Origin of the sequence: Winogradskyella arenosi (genome assembly GCF_003337305.1) — a bacterium.
Classification (GTDB): Bacteria; Bacteroidota; Bacteroidia; order Flavobacteriales; family Flavobacteriaceae; genus Winogradskyella; species Winogradskyella arenosi.
In genome coordinates this window covers 1-1,044 of the sequence record NZ_QPJO01000026.1, presented here as the reverse complement: position 1 = coordinate 1,044, position 1,044 = coordinate 1, and the positions used below count along the sequence as shown (strand labels likewise).

At 31.6% G+C, this 1,044-nt stretch carries 1 protein-coding gene; it reads right to left on the bottom strand.

Annotated features, from left to right (window positions below):
- Window positions 1-117: 117 nt before the first annotated feature.
- Window positions 118-1,044 (bottom strand): ATP-grasp domain-containing protein (locus DFQ08_RS16015; protein WP_245935457.1); only part of this gene is annotated, 927 nt, incomplete at its 5' end.

The window sequence follows — 1,044 nt, the reverse complement described above, 5'->3', positions numbered from 1 at the left end:
TTACAACGTGTTTGTGTATGGTTAGTTGCGTGGTTTAGAGACTAAGTTAACAAACTTTTACGAACCTGTGAATATTCCGCAGGAATATTCGCAAGTAGAGAAGAATACAGCAATTAATTATACACGGTGTTCTACGCAGTTTTTATTCAGTTCGTAATAATATTTATTTCTATTCGCATTGTTTGGAAGTCCAGCAACTTGTCCATCTCCTAATTCCATTATTATCCAACCTCCATTTTTCTTTTTCGCAACGTCCATTGTAAAGAAATTGCTTTCTATGTTCTCTGCAATATTTTGGAAGAAATCAATATCAGGTTTTTCAGAATCATAATTTCCCTCGTCCCAATAATTGAAAATTTGAACAACTTTCTTATTTAAGAAAACAATTCTAAATTCTTTAGTTAATGGCATTTTGCTTTTAGAGTGTTCAGTTAGAAACTCTAAATCTATAAACTCTCGGAAAACAATTCCATCGTTCAAATAATCTCCTCGTAATTCAATAAATCGATTGACTATTTCCAAAACTTTATTTTTGTCAGATGCGTTTGGAATAAAACAAGCGTCATTCCAATTATGCTTTTCCGATTTTACATAATCTTTCACAATAATCGGCTTATCTCCAAATTCACTTGATAACTCCAAAATACTGTTTTCGGAAATGTTTTTAGTCCAATTCGATTTTGGTGTTTCGTTAATTATTTTGTCATAGGATTCTGGTAAGTAATGGCAATGTTTGTATTCTGTTGGATTGTTAATCAACTGAATATTTTTTTTTAGAAGCCCATTGTAGAACTGTTCATAAATTTTTGGCGTCATCATCCAACCTCGATAAATCCCTAATTCAATTTTTCCGCAAGTTTTAATGAGTTTCAGAGCATTATTTATATTTCCGTCTTCTATTTCCTCAAAGCTGAATATTTCAGTTTCAAATCCGTTTTCTTTCGCAGAATTAAATTCAGATTCATAGTCAGGTTCGACTATCTTATTATCAATTACGCTGTCATTAAATATAATTTTCATTGGTCTGGCAAATTGCGTAGAACG